At 51.6% G+C, this 17,362-nt stretch carries 16 protein-coding genes; 3 read left to right on the top strand and 13 right to left on the bottom strand.

Annotation, left to right across the window (positions count from 1 at the left end; all coding sequences use genetic code 11):
- Window positions 1-52 precede the first annotated feature (52 nt).
- Complete coding sequence (locus tag LG384_RS03780; RefSeq protein ID WP_048222053.1) at window positions 53-1,096, bottom strand: GMP reductase; 1,044 nt, start codon at window positions 1,094-1,096, stop codon at window positions 53-55.
- Window positions 1,097-1,321: 225 nt separating this feature from the next.
- On the opposite strand from LG384_RS03780, the gene coaE reads away from it, so the two are divergent.
- Genes coaE through yacG form a run of 3 tightly spaced genes read left to right on the top strand, consistent with a single transcriptional unit; the run spans window position 1,322 to window position 2,889 of the window.
- Complete coding sequence (coaE, locus tag LG384_RS03775) at window positions 1,322-1,942, top strand: dephospho-CoA kinase (RefSeq protein ID WP_048222054.1); 621 nt, start codon at window positions 1,322-1,324, stop codon at window positions 1,940-1,942.
- Window positions 1,942-2,685, top strand: coding sequence for a cell division protein ZapD (gene zapD / locus LG384_RS03770; RefSeq protein WP_045439837.1), 744 nt, complete (start codon window positions 1,942-1,944; stop codon window positions 2,683-2,685). The genes coaE and zapD overlap by 1 nt, the downstream gene beginning before the upstream one ends.
- A gap of 9 nt (window positions 2,686-2,694) precedes the next feature.
- A complete protein-coding gene (gene yacG / locus LG384_RS03765) occupies window positions 2,695-2,889 on the top strand; it encodes a DNA gyrase inhibitor YacG (RefSeq protein WP_045439835.1) in 195 nt (64 codons plus the stop codon).
- A 76-nt stretch (window positions 2,890-2,965) separates the two neighbouring features.
- On the opposite strand, the gene mutT is transcribed toward yacG, so the two are convergent.
- The 12 genes from mutT to murD form a co-directional block, all read right to left on the bottom strand.
- Window positions 2,966-3,358, bottom strand: coding sequence for an 8-oxo-dGTP diphosphatase MutT (gene mutT, locus LG384_RS03760; protein WP_045439833.1), 393 nt, complete (start codon window positions 3,356-3,358; stop codon window positions 2,966-2,968).
- Window positions 3,359-3,414: 56 nt separating this feature from the next.
- A complete protein-coding gene (secA, locus tag LG384_RS03755; RefSeq protein WP_045439831.1) occupies window positions 3,415-6,120 on the bottom strand; it encodes a preprotein translocase subunit SecA in 2,706 nt (901 codons plus the stop codon).
- Window positions 6,121-6,180: 60 nt separating this feature from the next.
- Window positions 6,181-6,687 (bottom strand): secA translation cis-regulator SecM, encoded by a 507-nt coding sequence (gene secM, locus LG384_RS03750; RefSeq protein WP_048222056.1) that lies wholly within the window; start codon window positions 6,685-6,687, stop codon window positions 6,181-6,183.
- Between the two features lie 283 nt (window positions 6,688-6,970).
- Window positions 6,971-7,888 (bottom strand): UDP-3-O-acyl-N-acetylglucosamine deacetylase, encoded by a 918-nt coding sequence (gene lpxC / locus LG384_RS03745; RefSeq protein ID WP_045439825.1) that lies wholly within the window; start codon window positions 7,886-7,888, stop codon window positions 6,971-6,973.
- Between the two features lie 100 nt (window positions 7,889-7,988).
- A complete protein-coding gene (gene ftsZ, locus LG384_RS03740; protein ID WP_003018753.1) occupies window positions 7,989-9,140 on the bottom strand; it encodes a cell division protein FtsZ in 1,152 nt (383 codons plus the stop codon).
- A 60-nt stretch (window positions 9,141-9,200) separates the two neighbouring features.
- Window positions 9,201-10,463, bottom strand: coding sequence for a cell division protein FtsA (gene ftsA, locus LG384_RS03735; protein ID WP_003018755.1), 1,263 nt, complete (start codon window positions 10,461-10,463; stop codon window positions 9,201-9,203).
- Window positions 10,460-11,293, bottom strand: a complete 834-nt coding sequence (gene ftsQ / locus LG384_RS03730; protein WP_045439820.1) for a cell division protein FtsQ — start codon at window positions 11,291-11,293, stop codon at window positions 10,460-10,462. Before ftsQ ends, ftsA begins: the two co-directional genes overlap by 4 nt.
- Window position 11,294: 1 nt before the next feature.
- Window positions 11,295-12,215, bottom strand: coding sequence for a D-alanine--D-alanine ligase (locus LG384_RS03725; RefSeq protein WP_225760467.1), 921 nt, complete (start codon window positions 12,213-12,215; stop codon window positions 11,295-11,297).
- A complete protein-coding gene (murC, locus tag LG384_RS03720) occupies window positions 12,208-13,683 on the bottom strand; it encodes a UDP-N-acetylmuramate--L-alanine ligase (RefSeq protein ID WP_045439815.1) in 1,476 nt (491 codons plus the stop codon). Before murC ends, LG384_RS03725 begins: the two co-directional genes overlap by 8 nt.
- A 53-nt stretch (window positions 13,684-13,736) precedes the next feature.
- Window positions 13,737-14,804, bottom strand: a complete 1,068-nt coding sequence (gene murG / locus LG384_RS03715; RefSeq protein WP_225760466.1) for an undecaprenyldiphospho-muramoylpentapeptide beta-N-acetylglucosaminyltransferase — start codon at window positions 14,802-14,804, stop codon at window positions 13,737-13,739.
- Window positions 14,801-16,045 carry a cell division protein FtsW gene (gene ftsW / locus LG384_RS03710; RefSeq protein ID WP_045439809.1) on the bottom strand — a complete coding sequence of 415 codons (1,245 nt, stop codon included), beginning with the start codon at window positions 16,043-16,045 and terminating at the stop codon, window positions 14,801-14,803. Before ftsW ends, murG begins: the two co-directional genes overlap by 4 nt.
- On the bottom strand, window positions 16,045-17,361 hold the full coding sequence (gene murD / locus LG384_RS03705; RefSeq protein WP_200011457.1) for a UDP-N-acetylmuramoyl-L-alanine--D-glutamate ligase: 1,317 nt from the start codon (window positions 17,359-17,361) through the stop codon (window positions 16,045-16,047). The genes ftsW and murD overlap by 1 nt, the downstream gene beginning before the upstream one ends.
- Between the last annotated feature and the right edge of the window lies 1 nt (window position 17,362).

Raw genomic sequence — 17,362 nt, 5'->3', positions numbered from 1 at the left:
GTAGGCCTTCAAGCAGCACACCATCAGGCATTTTACGATTGACTATCTGTTTTTACAGACTATTGAAAACACGGTTTTCTTGTTCCTGAACACGAATAAACGTTGTACGTTTAGTCAGCTCTTTCAGGCGGGATGCACCTACGTAAGTACAGGCAGAACGCAGACCACCAAGGATGTCACGAGCCGTATTATCAACCGGGCCACGCAGCGGTAGCTTAACGGTCTTGCCTTCCGCTGCACGGTATTGTGCGACACCACCAACATGGCGCGTCATGGCGGATTCAGAACTCATACCATAGAACAGCATGAATTTTTCACCGTTCTCTTCGACCACTTTACCACCGCTTTCTTCGTGACCAGCCAGCATGCCACCAAGCATCACAAAGTCTGCACCGCCACCAAACGCTTTTGCCACATCACCGGGCATCGTGCAGCCGCCGTCGCTGACAATCATTCCGCCCAGACCGTGAGCGGCATCAGCACATTCAATAACAGCAGAAAGCTGTGGATAGCCCACACCGGTTTTTACACGCGTGGTACAAACAGAACCTGGACCAATACCAACTTTGACAATATCAGCACCAGAAAGCACCAGTTCTTCACACATTTCGCCGGTAACGACATTGCCCGCGCAAATCGTTTTTGTCGGCCATGCTTCGCGCGCTTTCGACACAAACTGCACAAAGTGCTCTGAGTAACCATTTGCCACATCGATGCAGATAAAGTTCAGCGCAGGATTCAGGGCCAGGATTTGTTTGGTTTTTTCGAAATCAGCGTCAGAGGTCCCGGTTGAAACCATCACGTGTTTCAGTACATCAGCAGAAGTACCCGCGATGAAAGCAGCCCAGTCTTCTACAGAATAGTGTTTGTGCACAGCGGTCAGGATGTCGAAGGATGCAAGTGCCGTAGCCATTGCAAATGTCCCGACGGTGTCCATATTCGCGGCGATAATAGGTACGCCGGACCAGGTCTGACCTGAATGTTTAAAGGTAAATTGACGTTCCAGCTCAACATCGGAACGGCTTTTGAGAGTAGAACGCTTAGGGCGGATAAGAACGTCTTTGAAACCTAACTTCAGATCTTCTTCGATACGCATGTGCGGATTCCTGGGGTTAATGGCTAAAAATCGAAACTCACAACTCCAGTGACGCTATCATACGCACTAATCAATACCGCGCAAGACTGCGAAATTCTCTTTTTTTACGCTACAATCCCATAAATTTACCTGGCGAATAGTAGGTTAATCCTGCAACAGCCTCGCCTTCGCATGCTTAACTTTTAACTGTTTGATAATCAAACTTAAACTCCAGGATCTGGATCTATGAGGTATACGGTAGCCTTAACCGGCGGTATTGGCAGTGGTAAAAGTACCGTTGCGAATGCGTTCGCTGACCTCGGAATAAACGTGATTGATGCAGATATTATTGCGCGTCAGGTGGTCGAACCAGGTATGCCAGCGCTCAAGGCGATTGCCGAACATTTTGGCTCCGAACTCATTGCTGCAGATGGATCGTTACAACGGCGAATTTTACGCGAACGTATTTTTTCCGATCCTGATGAAAAAGCCTGGCTGAATGCCCTGCTCCATCCGCTTATTCAGCAGGAAACTCAGCGCCAGTTTCAACAAGCAACCTCTCCTTATCTGTTATGGGTTGTACCTCTGCTGGTTGAGAATTCATTGTATAAAAAAGCCAATCGCGTGCTCGTGGTTGATGTTACTCCCGAGACACAGCTCAGACGCACCATGCTGCGTGATGATGTGACTCGCCAGCATGTAGAACAAATTCTGGCTGCCCAGGCCTCGCGTGAAGCGCGTCTTGCCGTGGCAGACGATGTTATTGATAATAATGGCGCACCGGATGCCATCGTCTCGGATGTTGCCCGCCTGCACGCGCTCTATTTGCAATGCGCGTCGCAGTTTGTCTCACAGGAAAAACCGTAATGCACACCCAGGTCCTTTTTGAACACCCTCTCAATGAGAAGATGCGTACATGGCTGCGCATTGAATTTCTAACTCAGCAACTCTCCGTTAATTTACCCATTGCAGACCATGCAGATGCACTGCATTTTTTCCGCAACATTGGGGATTTACTGGATGTCTTTGAACGGGGTGAAGTGCGTACCGAACTCCTCAAAGAACTGGAGCGACAACAGCGTAAACTTCAGGCCTGGGTTGAAGTTCCCGGCGTCGATCAAAACCGAATTGACTCTCTGCGCCAGCAGTTAAAAAACGCAGGCAGTATTTTAATTTCGGCCCCGCGCATCGGACAAACATTGCGTGAAGATCGCTTAATTGGTCTGGTTCGCCAGCGTTTAAGTATTCCTGGTGGGTGTTGCAGTTTTGATTTACCAACTCTGCATATCTGGTTGCACTCATCGCAGGCGCAGCGTGACGAACAGGTCGGGCGCTGGATTGCCAGCCTGGAGCCCCTCAATCAGGCGCTGACGCTGGTTCTTGATTTAATCCGTAATTCTGCACCGTTTCGCAAACAGACCAGTTTGAACGGGTTTTATCAGGATAATGGCGAAGATGCAGATTTGCTGCGTTTGCAATTGCCACTTGATTCGCAGCTTTATCCGCAAATATCTGGCCATAAAAGCCGTTTTGCCATCCGCTTTATGCCACTGGATAGTGAGAATGGCCAGGTACCCGAGCGTCTCGATTTTGACCTGGCATGCTGTTAAGGAATGAATATGTCTGAACAAACTATCGTCAACTGTCCAACCTGTGGAAAGCCTGTCGTGTGGGCTGAAACCAGTCCGTTTCGCCCATTCTGCAGCAAACGCTGCCAGCTAATTGATTTAGGTGAGTGGGCAGCAGAAGAGAAACGTATCCCCAGTTCCGGCGATCTGTCAGAAAGCGATGACTGGAGCGAAGAAAAAGAATAGTAAGACTTAAACCTGCGCGCCATCAGGTATACATGCTTTATGCCGGATGGCAGCGTCGCCTCATCCGGCATAAGAACTACATATTTTGCTTTAACTTCGTAATAACGGGTTCATTTGCCGGCGGAAAATCTTCCGCATTCAGCGCGTTTTGCGCAATCCACTGAGACGGTTGTCCCTCTTTTCCCCACGGCGTGCCTTCCCAACTGTCTACCAGCCAAAACCACAATGTGATATGCCGATCCGGAAACTGATATTCCAGTTTTTCGAACAACCGGCTCTGAATTGGCGTAATCCCAACCTCTTCCTGTAACTCACGAATCAGAGCTTGTTCAGGTGTTTCACCTGATTCAATTTTCCCACCGGGAAATTCCAGCTTGTTAGCCATATGAGCATCAGCGGCGCGCTGAGTAATAAAAATCTCATTCTGCTGATTACGAATAATTCCAACAGCGATTTGCAGTGTTTTCATATTGTACGTCCATAAAAAAGGCGCAGAATTCTGCGCCTTTTCAGTAAGTTATTTTTTTAGCTCAGACGACCATGGCACTGTTTGTATTTTTTACCAGAACCGCAAGGGCAAGGATCGTTACGACCGACTTTACGATCACCGGTTTGCGCTGCCAGCTCTTCTGCAACAGCAGACTCGTCATCTTTATGGCTCAACTGCTGCATCTGCGCTAAACGCTCAGCGTCTTCGCGACGCTGCTGCTCCATCGCTTCCACCTCTTCAGGCATACGCACCTGAACTTTACTCAGGGTGCTGATCACTTCATATTTAAGTGATTCCAGCATTGAAGCAAACATGGAGAAAGATTCGCGTTTGTATTCCTGCTTCGGATCTTTCTGTGCGTAACCACGCAGGTGAATACCCTGGCGCAGGTAGTCCATCGCGGCAAGGTGCTCTTTCCACAGGGAATCGAGGGTTTGCAGCATCACTCCTTTTTCGAAATGACGCATCATTTCAGCGCCCACAACTTCTTCTTTACGCTGATAAACTTCAATGGCATTCGCCAGAATACGTTCGCGCAGCGTTTCTTCATGCAGCTCAGGCTCTTTATCCAGCCACTCTGAGATCGGCATTTCGAGATCGAAGTCGTTTTTCAAACGTTCCTGCAGGCCCGGAATATCCCACATCTCTTCCAGTGACTGAGGCGGAATGTACGCATCAATTGTCGCTTTGAAGACATCTTCACGGATACTGTTGATGGTTTCGCTTACGTCGGATACGTCCAGCAGCTCGTTACGTTGGCTGTAAATTGCGCGACGCTGATCGTTGGCGACGTCATCGTATTCAAGCAGTTGCTTACGAATATCGAAGTTACGGCTTTCAACCTTGCGTTGGGCGTTAGCAATCGCTTTAGTTACCCACGGGTGTTCAATCGCTTCACCCGGCTTCATACCCAGTTTACGCATCATGCCAGACACACGGTCAGAGGCAAAAATACGCATCAGCGCATCTTCCATCGACAGGTAGAAACGAGAGGAACCCGCATCCCCCTGGCGACCAGAACGACCGCGCAGCTGGTTATCGATACGACGTGACTCGTGACGCTCAGTACCAATAATGTGCAACCCGCCAGATGCTAATACTGCGTCATGGCGAACCTGCCAGTCAGCTTTAATCTTCGCGATCTGCTCTTCAGTTGGGTTTTCCAGCTCAGCGACTTCGGCTTGCCAGCTACCACCCAACACGATATCCGTACCACGCCCCGCCATGTTAGTTGCGATCGTAACGGCTGACGGATAGCCCGCCTGCGCGACAATCGCCGCTTCGTTAGCGTGGAACTTGGCGTTAAGAACGTTGTGCTTGATACCCGCTTTGGTCAACTCATTAGAGACCACTTCAGATTTTTCAATGGAGATAGTACCCACCAGCACCGGCTGGCCATTAGCGGTACGCTCTTTAATATCTTCAATGATTGCCTGAATTTTTTCAGCTTCAGTCATGTACACCAGATCCGGTAAATCCTTACGGATCATCGGACGGTTCGTCGGCACGACAACAGTATCAAGTTTGTAGATAGAGCTGAATTCAAACGCTTCGGTATCTGCTGTACCGGTCATACCGGCCAGTTTTTCGTATAAACGGAAGTAGTTCTGGAATGTGATGGAAGCCAGAGTCTGGTTTTCGTTCTGGATATCCACCCCTTCTTTCGCTTCGACAGCCTGATGCAGGCCATCGGACCAGCGACGCCCCTGCATAGTACGACCGGTGTGCTCATCGACGATGATAACTTCACCGTCTTTCACAATGTAGTCCACATCGCGAGTGAACAGGACGTGCGCACGCAGAGCAGCAGTCACGTGATGCATCAGCATAATGTTGCCCGGAGAGTACAGTGACTCACCTTCATCCATAATGCCTTCGTTCACCAGCAGTTCTTCAATCAGTACCAGACCACGTTCCGTCAGGTTCACCTGACGTGCTTTCTCATCGACAGAGAAGTGGCCTTCGCCCTGGAAAGTATCAGAATCTTCCTTCTCCTGACGGATCAGATGCGGGATGATTTTGTTCACTTTTTTGTACATTTCCGAGCTGTCTTCTGCCGGGCCGGAAATGATCAGCGGAGTACGCGCTTCATCGATCAGGATGGAGTCGACCTCATCCACCAGCGCATAGTGCAGTTTACGTTGAACACGCTCTTCCGGGCTAAATGCCATGTTGTCGCGCAGGTAGTCAAAGCCGTATTCGTTGTTGGTACCGTAGGTGATATCTGCCGCATAAGCTTCACGCTTAGCAGGTGCAGGTAATCCTGACATGTTGATACCCACGGTCATGCCGAGGAATTCAAACAGCGGGCGGTTATTTTCGGCGTCACGCTGCGCCAGATAGTCGTTGACGGTGACAACGTGTACGCCCTTACCACTTAACGCATTCAGGTAAGCGGGCAGCGTTGCGGTCAAAGTTTTACCTTCACCGGTACGCATTTCGGCGATGCAGCGATCGTTGAGGACCATACCACCCAGCAACTGGACGTCGAAGTGGCGCATGCCAAACACGCGCTTACTCGCCTCACGGACAACAGCAAACGCTTCAGGGATCAGGCTTTCAACACTTGCGCCCTTTTCCAGACGCGCACGGAATTCGGCGGTCTTTGCTTTCAGTTCGTCATCGGAGAGTTTTTCCATCTCCGGTTCCATCGCATTAATGACGTTAACCACTTTACGCATACGACGCAGCGTACGTTCGTTACGGCTACCGAATACTTTCGTTAATAATTTGATTAGCATAATAAAATCTCAAACGCCCCGCGGTGCGGAGTCAAAAATTATAAGTTGGAAGTTTCTTTTTTAACTGAGGCGTTGGGGGCCAGCGCGGATCCCCTGTCGCTGGCTTATCCAGACAGGGATGCTAAACGCGGCTTGAGAAGTAAAATGTGCATACGTCACGCGACTTACGGTCGCTGGCGGTCGGCCTTCTTGCGTCAGCATCGCGCTGAGCGTATTCAGCAAAGCAAGATGATGCGCCTGAATTGGCAAGGGCTCTTCGGCAACGGGAAGCGCCTGAGGGGCCATGGCAAAAGATAGGTGGCGAATGACCGTACGAATAGCATGCTGATGCCAATAATCGACGGTAAAATTCGGACGACGATTAGTCGCTTCCAGCAATGCGAGCTGGCTAAAGTTAACCTTAGCTGATTGATCGTGATTACTGGCTGTCGCTTTTGCGGGAGTATTAGGTTCAGCAGTATTACCGAGCGCAGGCAGGCCAAAACTCGCCGCGACCATCCCCAACAGGAGATGCGGCCAGAAGTACCGTCTGCCTAACTGTCGCCATCGCGTCAGTATTCCACTCACGTTATTGCCACCTGATATACCCTGAATTTGGGGTTATGAATTCAAAACTTTTTTTGCGCACAAATCTTATCATTAAAGTGTACGCTCCACAGCAGTAATGACGATAAGTCACAGCTAAATATGCTTAAGAAAGCAGCGAACGCACTGTATTTTAATGTCGTGACAGAGAAAAAATTGCATCGGGAAAGGTAGTGGTCAATCAATACAATAAAAAAACGACTGGCTCATCTGGCCGGAGAGAGTGCCAGATTTACCAGTCGAATTTATGCGACAGCTTGTGTCGTTACGCCAGTACGGTCGAAGGTGCTTTGAACGCCAACGGCAGTTCTGCATCGTCCTGGAAGGTCACAAATTCCCAGGCTTCCTGTTTTGCCAGGACGGCCTGCAACAATTTGTTATTCAATGCATGACCGGATTTATACGCAGTAAATGCACCAATAATATTGTGACCACACATGAACAAATCACCAATCGCGTCGAGCATTTTGTGACGAACGAATTCATCTTCAAAACGCAGACCGTCTTCGTTCAATACGCGATAATCGTCAACAACGATGGCACAATCGAAGCTGCCGCCCAGGCACAGGCCACGGGACTGCAGATATTCGATATCACGCATGAAACCGAAAGTACGCGCGCGGCTAATCTGGCGCATGAACGCATCCGCAGAGAAGTTCATCGCATAGCGCTGTGTACTGGAGTCAATCGCCGGATGGTTAAAGTCGATGGTAAAGTCCAACGAGAAACCATTGTACGGTTTGAATTCAGCCCACTTGTCGCCATCTTCGACACGAACAGTCTCTTTGATGCGTACAAATTTTTTGGCGCAGTTCAGTTCTTCAATACCTGCATCAAGCAGCAGGTAAACGAACGGAGCAGCACTGCCATCCATGATCGGGATTTCCGGGGCATTAACCTCAATAACAATGTTATCGATACCTAAGCCCGCCAGAGCAGCATTCAGGTGCTCAACGGTTGAAATCCGTACATCATGCTCATTGACCAGACACGTACAGAGCATGGTATCACGCACAGATTTGGCATCGGCCGGGAAATCTACCGGAGGATTCAAGTCGGTGCGACGATAGATGACCCCGGTGTTGGCCGGCGCAGGGCGTAATGTCAGGGTGACTTTTTTGCCGGTATGCAAACCGACGCCAGTCGCCTGAACGATACGTTTAAGAGTCCTTTGTTTGATCATCGTATAATCTCGCCAAATTACCTATCCAACCGAAGTGTACTATACATTCGGTGGGCCAGTTTAGCACAAAGAGGCACAATTCCCAAATTCCAGCTAATTCTTAATCAGCTTGCTTACGCAGGAATGCGGGGATATCCAGATAATCCGGCTCTTTGGTGGTTTGCGGCGTATTGTCGTTTACCACTTTTGCTACCGGTTTCTGTTCTTGCGTCAACGGTGCCATACCGTGCTGCTGGTAACGATCCATTACTGGTTGCTGTACCTGCTTGTTGGTCACCAGAGTGATTTCAGGACGCTTGTCCATACCAATTCCAGTGGCAACAACAGTGACGCGCAGTTCGTCGTTCATATCCGGGTCCAGAGAGGTACCGATAACCACGGTCGCGTTATCCGATGCAAATGCACGGATGGTGTTACCTACAGTTTCGAACTCATCCAGACGCAGGTCGAAGCCCGCAGTAATGTTGACCAGCACGCCACGCGCACCCGACAGATCGATGTCTTCCAGCAGCGGAGAAGAGATAGCCATTTCAGCCGCTTCTTCTGCACGGTCTTCACCGCTCGCCACACCGGAACCCATCATCGCGTAGCCCATTTCGGACATCACTGTGCGCACGTCTGCAAAGTCAACGTTCATCAGACCCGGACGGGTGATCAGTTCGGCGATACCCTGAACTGCGCCTTTCAGCACATCGTTCGCTGCACCAAACGCGTCCAGCAGAGAAATACCGCGTCCCAGCACTTTCAGCAGTTTATCGTTCGGGATAGTGATCAGAGAGTCCACATGTTTGGACAACTCAGTGATCCCCTGCTCCGCGAATGCCATACGCTTCTTGCCTTCGAAGTTAAAAGGCTTGGTGACGACAGCAACGGTCAGAATACCTAAATCTTTTGCTACTTCAGCTACCACTGGCGCTGCACCGGTTCCGGTACCGCCACCCATGCCTGCTGCGATAAACACCATGTCTGCGCCGTCAAGCGCTGCACGCAGAGCTTCACGATCTTCATCTGCCGCATTGCGACCGACTTCCGGGTTTGCACCCGCGCCCAGACCCTTGGTGATGCCGCTACCAATCTGAATGGTCTGTCCAACCGCCGTCTTACGCAACGCCTGAGCGTCGGTATTCACCGCGAAGAATTCAACACCTTCGATGCGCTCGCGCACCATGTGTTCAACGGCATTACCGCCGCCGCCGCCGACGCCGATGACTTTAATCACCGCGTCATTGGTTAGTTCCATAGGTTCAAACATAGTTTCTCTCTCCGTTGTGCCTGTCGCCTGAGGCCGTAATATTTGCCAGCCTCATAAAAATTAGAACTCTTTTCTCAGCCAGCTATTGAGTCGTTTGATCCACGAGCCAACCGATGCCGTAACGCGTTTTTCAACTTCAGCCTCACCACTCAAATGGGATTCTTTCCCGTAGTGAAGCAGCCCCACAGCCGTTGAATAATACGGCTCCTGGGCATAATCTGTCAGACCGGTGATATTCAGCGGTGCGCCAATACGTACCTGCGTATGGAACACGCGCTGAGCGCAGGCTGCAAGGCCTTCAATTTGCGCAGCACCGCCGGTTAACACAATCCCCGCCGCCAGGTGATGTTTCACACCCTGCTGGCGAAGCTGTTCCTGTAATTGCAATATCTCTTCGTTGACCAGGTTAAGCAGCTCGGTATAACGCGGCTCAATCACTTCTGCCAGGGTCTGACGCTGCAGACTGCGTGGCGGACGACCGCCCACGCTTGGCACTTCAACGCTTTCATCTTTACCAACGATAGAACCCAGTGCGCAGCCATGACGAACTTTGATGGCTTCAGCATCACTTGGCGGCGTACCAAAGGCGTACGCGATATCGCTGGTTACCACATTCCCTGCGTAAGGAATTACTTTGGTATGACGCAATGCCCCGCCAGTATAAACGGCGATATCCATTGTACCACCACCGATATCCACCACGCAGACACCCAGTTCACGTTCGTCTTCCGTCAAAACAGAATAACTGGCTGCCAACCCGGCAAATATAAGTTGGTCAACTTTCAGACCACAACGTTCAACGGCTTTAACAATGTTCTTCGCCATATCGTTGTGGCAGGTAATCAGATGAACTTTTGCCTGCATACGCACGCCGGAAAGACCCACCGGATTTTTAATACCTTCCTGGTAATCAATGGCGTATTCCTGTGGAATAACGTGCAAAACACGATGCTCATCGCGTACGCGTACGGATTTTGCCGTATGCACAACGTTTTCCACATCTTCCTGGGTCACTTCCTCTTCGGAAATCGGCACCATACCAATTTCATTCTGACAGCTAATATGTTTACCTGAAAGCGCCAGATACACCGAAGAAATCTGGCAATCCGCCATCAGTTCAGCCTGGTCAATGGCGCGCTGTACGCACTTCACCACTGACTCAAGGTCGTTCACCCCACCTTTATCCATACCTCGCGACGGGCAACTGCCCACGCCAATGATATTGACCATACCGTCGGGCAGAACTTCCCCTACTAAAGCGGCTACCTTCGCGGTGCCAATCTCCAGTCCAACTACCAGTTTTCTGTCCGTCGCCTTGATCATTGTTGTTCTGCCTGTGCCTGATTCTGTTGCTGATTAGATTCCTCAGGAGGCAAGGGAACCCAGCCTACTGCCGCTCCTGAGTCATAACGCAAATCAACGTAGCTAATCCGTTTGCCATCGGTTTGCGCCTGCTGCTGTAAAACCGGGTAAAGTTCCACAAAGCGAGCCAAACGTTTTATCGTATCGCCCCTGCCCAGATTGAGCTTAATATCGTTATTCAGCGTCAACTGCCAGGAACGACGAGCGGTCATCGCCGCTTCCTTCAGGGTGAATCTATCCTTAGCCAGCACCTGCCCCATATCGCGGAACCCTTGCAACACTTCATTTGCGCTGCCTTCCGGGCCATACAACATAGGTAATACCTGCTTGTTAGCTCGACCAGCCGGTATACTGAATGTATTTCCTTCAGCATCCACCATATGCTGGTCATTCCAACGCGCTATCGGCACATATTCAACCAGATGAATCTTCAATTCATCGGGCCACTGCTTTCTGACACTCGCCTGTTTAATCCAGGGGAGGCGTTCAATTTGACTCTGGATGATATTCACATCCTGAGTCATAAAGGTTCCAGGTGCGCCTAGCGCCAGAATGGACTGACGAATATCGTCATTGCGCGTGTAATGCCGTTCACCGGTCAATACCAGCTTCGACAAAGGCAAACGCTGCGCATCTTCCATCCATCCCAACACCACCCAGCCGCTCACAAACACGGTGCACAGCACTGTCAGCAGAAACAGTATTCCTGCAAGACGCGTTCCATTATTGCGGCGTGAGGAGAGAACCTCTTCTTCATCACCGTTTCGCGTGTTCAGCGCAGCCTGCGACATATCAGTCCGCCAACTCCAGAATTCGTACCACCAACTGCGAGAAGCTTAAGCCCGCCTGACGCGCCGCCATGGGCACCAGACTATGGCTGGTCATACCCGGAGAGGTATTCGCTTCCAGCAGATAAAACTGACCATCGCTGTCCAGCATGACGTCGATGCGTCCCCAACCTTTACAGCCCAACGCAGTCCATGCTTTCAGGACTAATGCCTGTAAAGCCGCTTCTTGTTCGTCTTCCAGACCAGCGGGACAGAAATATTGTGTCTCATCAGACAGATACTTCGCCTCATAATCATAGAAGGTTCCCGCCGGTTGGATACGTATTGACGGTAAAATTTCTTCGCCAAGTATCGCAACTGTGAATTCCGGGCCACTTAGCCATTTTTCGATCAGTACTTCTTCATCATGCTGAAAAGCCAATGCTAATGCACTCTGCAAAGCATTTTCTTCTTCAACTTTTGACATCCCCACGCTGGAGCCTTCGCGGCTTGGCTTAACAATAAGCGGTAAACCTAGCGCAGAGATTTTCGTAACCACTTCATCACCAAGCCCTTTTTCGAACTCAGCGCGGGTCAATGCGACCCACGGCGCAACGGGTAAGCCTGCGCCCTTCCACAGCAACTTACTGCGCAGTTTGTCCATCGAGATAGCAGAAGCCATGACCCCACTGCCGGTGTACGGCAGGCCAATCAGATCCAACATGCCCTGCAAGGTGCCATCTTCACCGCCACGGCCATGTAACGCAATAAACACCTTCTGAAAGCCCATAGATTTCAGAAGAGTGACATCAATCTCTTTTGGGTCAATCGGGTGTGCATCCACACCACCTTCACGTAATCCGGCCAGTACAGCTGCACCAGAATTCAGCGATACTTCTCGCTCTGCGGAGGTTCCTCCCAACAGGACCGCAATTTTATCAGCCATGTTGTTCTTCCTCCGGGTTTTGCGGCTTCAGTTTGATTTCAGCTAAGGAACGCGCGATTTTGCCGATATTTCCAGCACCTTGCACCAAAATCAGATCGTTTCCGGTTAATACCGGTGCCAACATTTCCGCCACCTGAGCCGGATCGGACACTAAAATAGGGTCGATCTTACCGCGACCACGGATAGTACGGCACAGTGAACGACTGTCAGCACCAGGAATCGGCGCTTCACCTGCAGCATAAACATCCAGCATCAGCAGCGTGTCTACTTGAGTCAGTACGTTGGCAAAGTCATCGTACAGATCGCGGGTACGCGTGAAGCGGTGCGGCTGAAACAACATCACCAGATTTTTATCCGGCCAGCCTGCACGTGCAGCTTTAATCGTTGCATCCACTTCCGTTGGATGATGCCCGTAGTCATCCACTAGCATCGCGGTCCCTGTTTTACCGTTTACCGGTTCAAGTGGGAATTCACCAAGGAAGTCAAAACGACGTCCGGTTCCCTGGAAACTTTCCAGCGCGCGTAGGATCGCCTCGTCTTCAATGCCCTCTTCCGTTGCCACGGCAACAGCTGCCGCCGCGTTCAGCGCATTGTGACGCCCTGGCGCATTCAACGTCACGCGCAGATCGGCCATCCCCTGACGCATCAGCGTGAAGTGCCCCTGTGGGCCAATCTGCTGATAATCTTCAACGCGTACGTCTGCGTCATCGCTAAAACCATAGGTCGTTGTCTGGCGACCTACGCGTGGTAACAATTCGCGGATCACCGGATCGTCAACGCACATCACCGCACGACCATAAAACGGCAAGTTATGCAGGAAATTAATAAAGGTCTGTTTTAAATTTTCGAAATCACCATGGTAAGTATCCATATGGTCAGCTTCGATATTGGTGACAATCGCCACCATCGGCTGCAAATGCAGGAACGACGCATCGCTCTCATCCGCTTCCGCAATCAAATAACGGCTATGCCCCAGACGCGCATGCACGCCCGCCGCTTTCACCAGACCACCGTTTACGAAGGTTGGATCCAGCCCCGCTTCCGCATAGATACTGGAAACCATCGCGGTCGTCGTGGTTTTACCATGCGTCCCGGCAATGGCGATGCCGTGACGAAAACGCATTAACTCTGCAAGCATCTCTGCACGGCGGATCACCGGGATACGTGCCTCGTGTGCCGCAACGATTTCCGGGTTATCTGCAGAAATTGCGCTGGAAACTACTACCACGCTCGCATCACGCACGTTTTCCGGACGATGGTTGAAGAAAATGGTGGCCCCCAGGTTGGTCAGCTGCTGAGTAACCGGATTCGGCGCTAAGTCAGAACCGCTAATCTGATAACCTTCATTGGCCAAAACTTCGGCAATACCGCCCATACCAGCACCACCGATGCCGACAAAGTGAATGTGCCGAACGCGACGCATTTCGGGCACGATGGAACGCAGTTTTGCCAATTGTTGTGTATTCATTCTTTACGCCATTAACTTCGAAATATCCTGTGATGCAAAAGGCATCACCACAATTACACCCGGGCAGCCCGACTAACTTCATTTGCCACACGCTCAGTGGCATCCGGTATGGATGCAGCGCGTGCACGTTCTGCCATGGTTAATAAAGTTTCTCGCGACCACCCGGAAAGGGTGCTTACGACGGCATCCACAGTAAACTGCGGCTGCTCTAAAATTTTTGCTGCGCCCGCTTTTTCCAGTGGAAGCGCATTCCAGTACTGTTGCCTGTCTTTGTGTTGAAACGGCACAAACAGCGCTGGTAAACCTGCAGCAGCAACCTCACTCACCGTCAGTGCACCAGAACGACACACGACGACATCCGCCCACGCATAGGCTGCGGCCATATCATCAATAAACTCGGTGACCTTATGCTGCGGCTGCCCCGCTTCGGCGTAAGCCTGTTCAACGGTTTGCTGTGCGCCTTTGCCGCTCTGATGCCAGATAGTCACCTCGTCACCAAGTTTTGCGGCAACCTGCGGCAGCGTCTGATTCAGCACTCGCGCGCCCTGAGATCCACCAACAACCAGCACGCGAACCGGGCCTTCACGTCCGGCCAGACGAACCTGGGGTAACGGTAACGCCAGCACATCGGTCCGCACCGGGTTACCCACCACTTCCGCTTTAGGGAAGGCGCCAGGAAATGCCTGCATGACCGTCGTTGCAATCTTCGCCAGCCATTTATTGGTCAATCCCGCGATGCCGTTCTGTTCGTGCAGCACCACCGGAATACCTAACGACCAGGCAGCCAGCCCACCGGGACCTGACACATAACCGCCCATACCGAGCACTACGTCAGGTTTAAACTGCTTCATGATGGCGCGAGCCTGACGCCAGGCATTAAAAATACGTAATGGCGCAGCCAGCAATGCTTTAATGCCCTTTCCACGCAAACCGGAGATGCGAATAAAGTCAATTTCAATGCCATGCTTCGGCACTAAGTCCGCTTCCATACGATCGGCGGTGCCGAGCCAACGAACCTGCCAGCCCTGGGCCATTAAATGGTGGGCGACAGCCAGCCCCGGGAACACATGCCCGCCGGTACCGCCCGCCATCACCATTAACCGCTTCGGTTGACCACTCATCGTGCACCTCGTGTAAACGCCTGGGCTTTTTCCAGACGCGTTTCATAATCAATACGTAACAAAAACATGATGGCTGTCGACATGATCAACAAACTGGAACCACCATAACTGATCAGCGGCAGCGTCAGACCTTTCGTTGGCAGCATACCTGCTGCCGCGCCGACGTTGACCAGCGCCTGAAAACTGAACCAGATCCCGATGGAGCAGGCTAAGAAACCTGAAAAACGGTGGTCAATTTCCAGCGCCTTACGACCAATCGACATCGCGCGAAAAGCGACGAAGAATACCATTAAAAGTGCCAGTACCACACCGATATAACCCAGTTCTTCCCCAATAATGGCGAAGATAAAGTCAGTGTGTGCTTCCGGCAAATACTCCAGTTTTTGTACTGAATTACCCAGCCCCTGACCCCAAATCTCACCACGTCCGAAAGCCATCAAAGATTGCGTCAGCTGGTAACCGCTGCCAAACGGATCTTCCCATGGGTTCCAGAAAGAGGTTACACGGCGAATACGGTACGGCTCCGCGAGGATCAGCAGCACCACCGCCGAAATCCCCATACCGATGATGGCAATGAACTGCCACAATTTAGCCCCGGCAAGGAACAACATCGCCAGCGTAGTGACAAATAGCACCACTACCGTTCCGAGGTCAGGCTGTGCCAGCAGTAGCACGGCCAGCACCAGAATCACGCCCATCGGTTTTAAGAAGCCGCGAAGGTTGTTACGTACCTCATCAACTTTACGCACCAGATAGTTGGCGAGATAACAGAACAGCGACAGCTTAGTAAATTCCGCAGGTTGAATACGCAGCGGCCCCAGTGCGATCCAGCGTGATGCCCCGTTAACGGAGCTACCAACCACCAGCACGATCAGCAACATGATGATCGACGCGATCAGCATTGTGGTGCTGTACTTTTGCCAGAATTCCATAGGCAGACGCAGCGTAACCATGGCCAGACAGAACGCCAGAAAAATGTACAGTGCATCACGCTTGGCGAACAGGAAGGGATCGCCCGCCAGACGTTGCCCCACAGGCATTGACGCAGATGTGACCATGATAAAACCGATCGCTGCCAGACCGAACGTCAACCACAACAGCATACGGTCGTACATGATCAGGCTATCCGCGTCTTTGTCACGCGAAGCCATCACCCAGCCTTTAAGTGCCGCGAAGATCCACGCCAGGACACCAAATCCTGGTAAGCGCGGCATTCTCAGACGAGGGAGAGATAATCGCATCAACCCAACTCCTTCGCCAGGCGGGTAAAGACATCGCCTCGTTGTTCAAAATTCTTGAACTGATCAAGGCTGGCACAAGCTGGCGACAACAGCACCATATCACCCGGCTTCACGCGGGGAGCGAGCAAACGCATCGCCTCTTCCATCGTTTCAGTCTGTTCGGCGATGTCCGGACGCAGTGCCGCCAGCTGTCCACCATCTCGCCCAAAGCAGTACAGACGCACACGATCACCGTGCAAATAACGCTCCAGTGAAGAGAAATCTGCTGATTTTCCATCGCCACCGAGGAGCAGATGCAAAGTGCCATCAACATGTAGTCCATTCAACGCGGCTTCAGTACTGCCCACATTGGTGGCTTTCGAGTCGTTGATCCACCGCACGCCGTTATGATCCAGTACCAGTTGGAAGCGGTGCGCCAGACCGGTGAATGTCGTCAGCGCTTTCAGACTAGAGGCGCGAGGCAGACCCGCTGCATCAGCCAGCGCCAACGCCGCAAGTGCGTTGGTATAGTTATGCTGACCGGAAAGAGTCATCTCTTTCACGTTCAATATTTTTTCACCCTTCACCCGCAGCCAGGTCTCCCCTTGCTGACGGTTAAGGTGATAATCGCCCATATTGACGCCAAAGCTCACACAACGCTCATCGGCGCCACGAATCGGCATGGTTAACGCATCATCTGCGTTTACGACGCAGACTTTCGCGTTCTCGTAGACGCGCAGTTTGGCGGCACGATACTGCTGCAACCCAAACGGATAGCGGTCCATATGATCTTCAGTAACGTTCAAAATGGTTGCTGCCACGGCCTGCAGGCTGGAGGTTGTCTCCAGTTGGAAGCTGGAGAGCTCCAGAACATACAGTTCACGTTCAGCGTCCAGTAGCATGAGTGCGGGTAAACCAATGTTGCCACCCACCCCCACGTTTACACCGGCCGCTTTCGCCATCTCGCCAACTAACGTGGTAACCGTACTTTTACCATTGGAGCCAGTAATCGCGACGATCGGTGCCTGCGCTTCACGGCAGAACAGTTCTATATCGCCGACAATTTCAATACCCGCATCCGCGGCAGCGCTTAACGAAGGATGCGCCAGTGCAATACCAGGGCTGGCGACGATTAAATCCGCAGCCAGCAGCCAGTCATCATTCAGACTGCCGACATGACGCTCAACCGCTTCAGGTAATTTATCCAGGCCCGGCGGTGTCGCACGGGTATCCATTACGCGCGGCGTTACACCACGCGCGAGGAAGAAATCTACGCAGGACAACCCGGTCAAACCCAGACCGATAATGACGACTTTTTTACCCTGGTAATCAACCATG

The sequence above is a fragment of the Citrobacter sp. Marseille-Q3906 genome, assembly GCF_916618775.1.
Taxonomy (GTDB): domain Bacteria; phylum Pseudomonadota; class Gammaproteobacteria; order Enterobacterales; family Enterobacteriaceae; genus Citrobacter; species Citrobacter murliniae.
This window is presented reverse-complemented; position numbering and strand designations above follow the sequence as displayed.